5 protein-coding genes are annotated in these 6,298 nt (G+C 30.6%); all 5 read right to left on the reverse strand.

Going from position 1 to position 6,298, the window contains the following annotated elements; all coding sequences use genetic code 11:
* Window positions 1-190 precede the first annotated feature (190 nt).
* Window positions 191-2,254 (reverse strand): PTS sugar transporter subunit IIABC, encoded by a 2,064-nt coding sequence (locus CLTEP_RS08795; RefSeq protein WP_066825594.1) that lies wholly within the window; start codon window positions 2,252-2,254, stop codon window positions 191-193.
* A gap of 914 nt (window positions 2,255-3,168) precedes the next feature.
* On the reverse strand, window positions 3,169-4,005 hold the full coding sequence (locus CLTEP_RS08800; RefSeq protein WP_242863900.1) for a PRD domain-containing protein: 837 nt from the start codon (window positions 4,003-4,005) through the stop codon (window positions 3,169-3,171).
* A gap of 188 nt (window positions 4,006-4,193) precedes the next feature.
* Window positions 4,194-4,595 (reverse strand): hypothetical protein, encoded by a 402-nt coding sequence (locus CLTEP_RS08805; RefSeq protein ID WP_066825599.1) that lies wholly within the window; start codon window positions 4,593-4,595, stop codon window positions 4,194-4,196.
* Between the two features lie 223 nt (window positions 4,596-4,818).
* Entirely contained in the window at window positions 4,819-5,634 is an 816-nt protein-coding gene (locus CLTEP_RS08810) for a hypothetical protein (protein WP_066825602.1), read from the reverse strand.
* A 167-nt stretch (window positions 5,635-5,801) separates the two neighbouring features.
* The coding region (locus CLTEP_RS08815) for an Rpn family recombination-promoting nuclease/putative transposase (RefSeq protein ID WP_153016309.1) at window positions 5,802-6,298 on the reverse strand (497 nt) is incomplete at its 5' end.

The raw sequence follows: 6,298 nt of genomic DNA on the forward strand, positions 1-6,298 counted from the left end.
AATTATAATATTTATTAATAATAATGGTTATCCCACAGAAAGTATTTTAAAAAGAAACTTATCACTATATATACATAAGAATCAATTTCATAAATACTATATGTTGTATATTTGAAATTTATCCATAGCTTATTGTGGTTTAATCATAATATTTATTAATAATATTTATTAATAATAATAATTATAATTATTATTTAACAATTTTCAACATATTATCTTTGCAATTTACATTTCCTTTAGCAATCTTATCTATAGATTTAAATTCTGACGTATTAGTGATAACTATAGGAGATATTGTCGATTTAGCTTTTTTCTTAACTAATTCTAAATCAACTTTTAATAATTTATCTCCAACTTTAACTTCATCACCCTGTTTAACAAAAGCTTCAAAACCTTCTCCATTCATTTTAACAGTATCAATACCTATGTGAATCAAAAGTTCTGCTCCTAAATCAGTCATTATTCCTACTGCATGTTTAGTTCTGAACAATTGAGTTATTTTACCATTAACTGGTGAAGTAACTATACCATCAACTGGTTCTATTGCAATACCTTCACCTAATAATTTTTCTGCAAATGTAGCATCTGGAACCTCTGATATATCTACTATTTTACCCTTCATTGGAGATACTATTATTTCTTCTCCACTTTTAGAATTCCTAGAAACCGCACCATTTTTACCACTCTTACTCTTAGAAACTGTAGCATTCATGCCATTCTTGTTAGACACATTTTCACTATCCATTGCAGCCTCTTTGTTAACATTTTCAAACGCTTTAGCTCCACCAGCTGCAATTATTGACTTTATTTCATCTTTTAAAGCTTCTGCTTCTGTTCCAAATACAACCTGAACACTTCCGCCACCTGCATCCATAACTCCCGCAGAACCTAAAGCCTTTAATCTATTCTTATCAACCATAGATGAATCATTCAATTCCAATCTAAGTCTTGTAATACAAGCATCTATATGTTTTATATTTGCAGCATCTCCTAATGCTTTTAATACTTCAAGAGCCTTTTGTGACGCTGATATATTAAGTGCTTCACTCTCAAGATCTTCTCCTCTACCTGGAGTTTTAAGATTAAATTTCTTAATTGCATAATAGAACACTACAAAATACAGAACACCAATTATTGGTCCAACTATATAGAACAATTTCCATGGATTACCTGCATTAAAATACGATATAAAGAAATCTATCAATGAAGATGTAAATGTATATCCAAGTCTTATATGGAATAAATTTATTAAAAATCCTGATACAAATGCCAATAAAACATGTGCAACGTATAATATTGGAGCAACAAATATGAATGCAAATTCAATTGGTTCAGTTATACCAGTTATTATTGAAGTCAATGCTGCTGTAAGCATTACACCACCAACAGCTTTTCTATTTTTCTTATCAGCTGTTAAAGTCATAGCAAGTGCTGCTGCTGGCAATCCAAAAATCTTTAATGGATACTCAGATGCCATTATAGCCCCTGCAGTAGGGTCGCCTGCAAAGTATCTTGCACTTTCACCTCTAAATACTTCACCTGCTGCATTTGTAAATGTTCCAAAGTCAAATAAGAATGGTGCATAGAATACATGATGTAAACCTGTTGGTATCAATGCTCTGTTACCTGCTGCAAATATTCCACCGCTCAGACTAAATCCAGCTATTTTTGCATCTAACACACTCTTACCAAATGCATTAATTGCACCTTGTATTGGAGGCCATATAAACCCTAATGCTATACCTAATATCATTGCTACAAAAGCTGTAATAATTGGTACAAGTCTTTTACCTTCAAAAAATCCGAGTACTGGGTGTAATTTAGTCTTAAAAAACTTTTTATATAAATTAGCCGCTATTAATCCCATTATGATTCCGCCAAAAACACCTGTGTCGATTTTAAAAGGCAATCCTCTAAGTTCACCCATTATTTTTAGTACATTTATCATAATAAAGTATCCAACACCTGCAGCAAGTCCTGCAACACCTTCACCCGCTGCAAACCCTATTGCAACACCTATTGCGAATATAAGAGGTAATTGTTCAAAGATTGCTATACCACCCTTAAACATAATGCTACCAATTGCATTTAGCATTGCATTTGCAACCTGACCATTTGGTCCTACAGCTATATTTTGAATTATTCTACCAAATGCAACCAAAAGTCCTGCTGCCGGCAAAACTGAAACTGGCAACATCAAAGATTTACCAACCTTCTGCAAAATAGCAAAAGCTCTACTACCTTTCTTTTTCATTGTAATCCTCCTTATTTTAAGAGTTTTTAGTAACCCCGGCCAAGGTTTTAATATTACTTTAGTTTTATATATAAATGGGAATTTTATAACCCATTTATTTCGCTATCTAATATTTCTTGCAATATTTACATACTATGAATAATAACTTTCATGTTAGGGCAAAAAAAGCCATTACCAATAATAAAATTACTATTTAATTGGGCTTTTAAATACTAATTATATCGAATTTACTGAATTTTAAGACTATACCAACGTCAAGCTGATTGATTTATTCATGTAAATTTTTCAAGCAAAGTTCTAATAAGCACATTCCTTTGTAGATTTACTTTTTTATTTTGCAGATTTACTTCTTCACTCTGCGATTTACTTTTTTACTCTGTAGATTTACTTTTTTACTCTGTAGATTTACTTCTTTACTTCGCATACTTACCTTGCAAATCTATTTTTCATATTCACTTTTTCTCTTTGCAATATTCACTTTTTTTACTTTTCAAATTCACTTCGCATATTTACCTTGCAAATTCACTTCGCATATTTGCTTTTTCTCTTTGCAATATTCACTTTTTTACTTTTCAAATTTACTTAGCATATTTACTTTTTCACTTTGCAGACTTACCTAGCATATTCACTTTATCAAGTTTATAATACTTCTACTTTCAATTCGCAATATGCAATATTTATATTCAATACATATATATTTTGTATCAATATTCACTATAAAAATCTCTACATGCTGTATTTTTTTCGTTAACAGTTCACATTAAAAACAAAAGGCACGAACCAAAATCTGGAAAACACACAAACAGACCAACCATACACATAAATAGGTATAGCATCCCTTTGTAATACTTTCCAAACCTTAGCTCATGCCTGATCGAATCAGTAACACGCTAATGATTTAATTATTTAATTATTTAATTATTTAATTTCATAAGATGAATAGCAATATAACCAACCTCATCTTCCGGCACATTCACCTTAAGATGATTCTGAATTATTTTTGCAATATCATAAGCCATCCTATATTCAATTGTATGCTTTTCTTTCAACTCTGTCAAGAGGTTATTCTTAATCGTTTTTCCATCTTTAACTCTACATAGTACACCCCTGATATGAATAACAAATCTCATATATTCAAATGATGATGGTTCTAACTCAAATCCTATCTTTTTAGAAACATAATTCACTACTTTATTTATCAATTTTATATTTTCCAAAGCTTCTTTTTTAGAATTTTCTTTTACTCCTCCACAAATATGGAATGTCAAGAAACCAATTTCAGCATCAGGTATTTCCATATTCAACCCTTCACTTAAAATTTTTACAGCTTTTTCAGCTACTTCATACTCCTTAGGATACAAAAGTTTTGTTTCATTCAAGAATGGATTAACCAAGACTATTCCATCCTTAATTCTCTTAATTGCAAACTGAATATGATCTATAAGACCAGCATGAATCCTCGGATGCAACCCTTGATTCAATTCGTCTGAAGCTACTTTTAAAATCTTTTCAGTAAGTTCAATTATTTTAGGATCCAATTCCTTCACAAATCTTCTATAATCATGAGACTTCAATCCTTCTAATGAAATAAACTTAGACTCTATTCCCTCTAGATTATCCAAACTCTGTCCTTTTTTTCGTCCAAATCCAATTCCTTTACCAACTAGTATATAATTCGTACCTCTATGCTCTACTAAAATTACATTGTTGCTCAATATTTTAACTATTCTGTATTCTTCCACCAAAATCATCCACCTTAAAACCACCCCTGGGGTGTAATTTTTTCCAATTGCTAAAATAAAACCGTCATTCCTGACGGTTCCATGATGTCTTAATATTATGTCTCAAATTATTTTAAAATAATTTTATATCTATATATCGCATATGTAATTTCCGTACCGAAAATACCTCTACAGAAATTTTTGCGTAATTTTCAGTTTTATTTAACTAATCTAATATTCTTTGCAAGTCTAAATATATCTTGCTTTATTCCAAACTCTTCATACTTTATAAAATCAACACTATCATAAATTTTATCAAGTTTAATATTTACATCAGTCTTAAACTCTGTTAAATCATGAATCTGTTTATATATAATATCATTCTTCTGCTTAATATCTTTAACTTCAGCTTTAACTTCATTCAAATCTTCTTGCATATCATTAAGTCTTGTTTCTATACTATCAAGTCTTGTTTCCATACCATCAAGTCTTGTTTCTATGCTAGCAAATCTTTTATCTACATCATCAAACCTCTTATCTATGCTAGCAAATCTTTCATCCATTGTTTTTTGCATATTATCTAATTTACCCAAAAGCTGTTGTAATAATTCTTTTTCCATACATCCACCACCATATTCAGTAATTTTCATACAACGATTTTCATACAACACACTTAACAACAAGCACACTAAACATACTCTGCTTTTTTCTTCTTCTTGTGCTTGCTCATGCTTATATTTTAGCATTAATATATATATTTTTCAATCGCTATGAATATGTAAAATTTTGGGTCGACCTCAGAGGCGGTTCCATATATTGGAACCGCCTCTGAGGTCATTTATTTTATTTTGCAGCTTTTAACACATCAATAGGACTCTTACTTGGTCTATAACTATCATCTACATATAATTTTTCGATCTTGTTATCTTTTACAATAACATTAACTGTACTACTTGCAGTGTATCCTTCCTCACTAACAATCATATATACATCAAGCGTTTTATCTGTATCTTTTCTACTGTACCTTTGATAAGGCACATATACCTTTAATATCTTGTTAAGTTCATCTAAACTCTTTCCTTCAAATTTAGATTTTAATTCTTTTTCAGCTTCATCTTTCTTTTTCGCTAAATCATATGGAAAATCCGCCTCTTTAGCTTGCTTCTCCACATCAGTACTACAAACTAATGTATCATAATCATATGCTTGTGTGTCAATATCTCCATTAAATTCATCTAATTTTGCATTAACTACTTTATCTTCTTTTAAGTATAAATATAAAGCCGTTGAATCTTTAGCATTTGGTAAAGTATATACATCAATTTCTTGCAATAATTTATTATCCTTGTCCAAAAATATTGCTTTAAATGGCTCAGATTTCAAATATGTTGCATAATCTACATCCTTGTTTGTAAATTCCTTCAAAAGTTCTGGTTTCTCAAAAACTTTCTCAACCGCATACTTTGAATTTTCAGCATTGACTTTAGTTTCATCCGATTTATCAGTTTTAACTTTAGGCTTAACCGTTTTAGAAGCTTCAACAGAAGTTGGATTCTTCACATTCTCTGCCTTTTTACCTGTACCTGTGCTGCAAGCCACTGTTGTCAATGTCATAGCACCAATCAATCCTGCTACCATAATTTTTTTACTTGTTTTCATTTTGATACATCCCTTTCTTTTACGTCATTACTTTACTTGATATTAAACACAAGAGTGATTATACCACATACCATTTCTTATTTACAGGTAAAATATGGTTGCACCTCAGTATGGTTGCACCTCAGAGGAAACAGAGGAATCAATTATTCATTTATCTATTCATTTATCTATTCATTTATAGCTAACTTTTTGCGTAATTCCTCCACCTTTTCTATCGATAATTTTGAAATTTTAGCTACAACATCATTATTCACTCCTAATTTTATTGCTTCTATAGCTGCTTCAATTCTTCCTTCTACTTTTCCTTCTTCTCTTCCTTCTTCTCTTCCCTTCTCCTCAGCAGCATTAATCTCGGCATTTCTTACCATCATTGCTTTTAAATCATTTTCATATATTTCTCTTTCTTCCTTATTTAAACTCATTATATCTAGCTTCTCAGCTGCTTTTTTTATCTCCTCACTCTGTGCCAATTCTTTAGGAACAGTATCCTTATCAAATTCATACGCTTTTGTTAAAAATGCTGCCCACCTATCTAATGTTGTCCTTATTTCACTAAAATCTTTCTTGAATTTTGGAAGTTCTATAAAATGCAGCTCAAACAAATTACTAAATGACTTTTTGCTCTTTACATTGTATATTTTGTAGACATTATGATATTCTTCTT

Origin of the sequence: Clostridium tepidiprofundi DSM 19306, from assembly GCF_001594005.1 — a bacterium.
Lineage (GTDB): Bacteria > Bacillota > Clostridia > Clostridiales > Clostridiaceae > Clostridium_AC > Clostridium_AC tepidiprofundi.

Bases quoted from the DNA above. Each gene is read 5' to 3' on its own strand.
- CLTEP_RS08795 (WP_066825594.1), bottom strand. From the start codon at position 2,254: ATGAAAAAGAAAGGTAGTAGAGCTTTTGCTATTTTGCAGAAGGTTGGT.
- CLTEP_RS08800 (WP_242863900.1), bottom strand. From the start codon at position 4,005: ATGATTTTGGTGGAAGAATACAGAATAGTTAAAATATTGAGCAACAAT.
- CLTEP_RS08805 (WP_066825599.1), bottom strand. From the start codon at position 4,595: ATGGAAAAAGAATTATTACAACAGCTTTTGGGTAAATTAGATAATATG.
- CLTEP_RS08810 (WP_066825602.1), bottom strand. From the start codon at position 5,634: ATGAAAACAAGTAAAAAAATTATGGTAGCAGGATTGATTGGTGCTATG.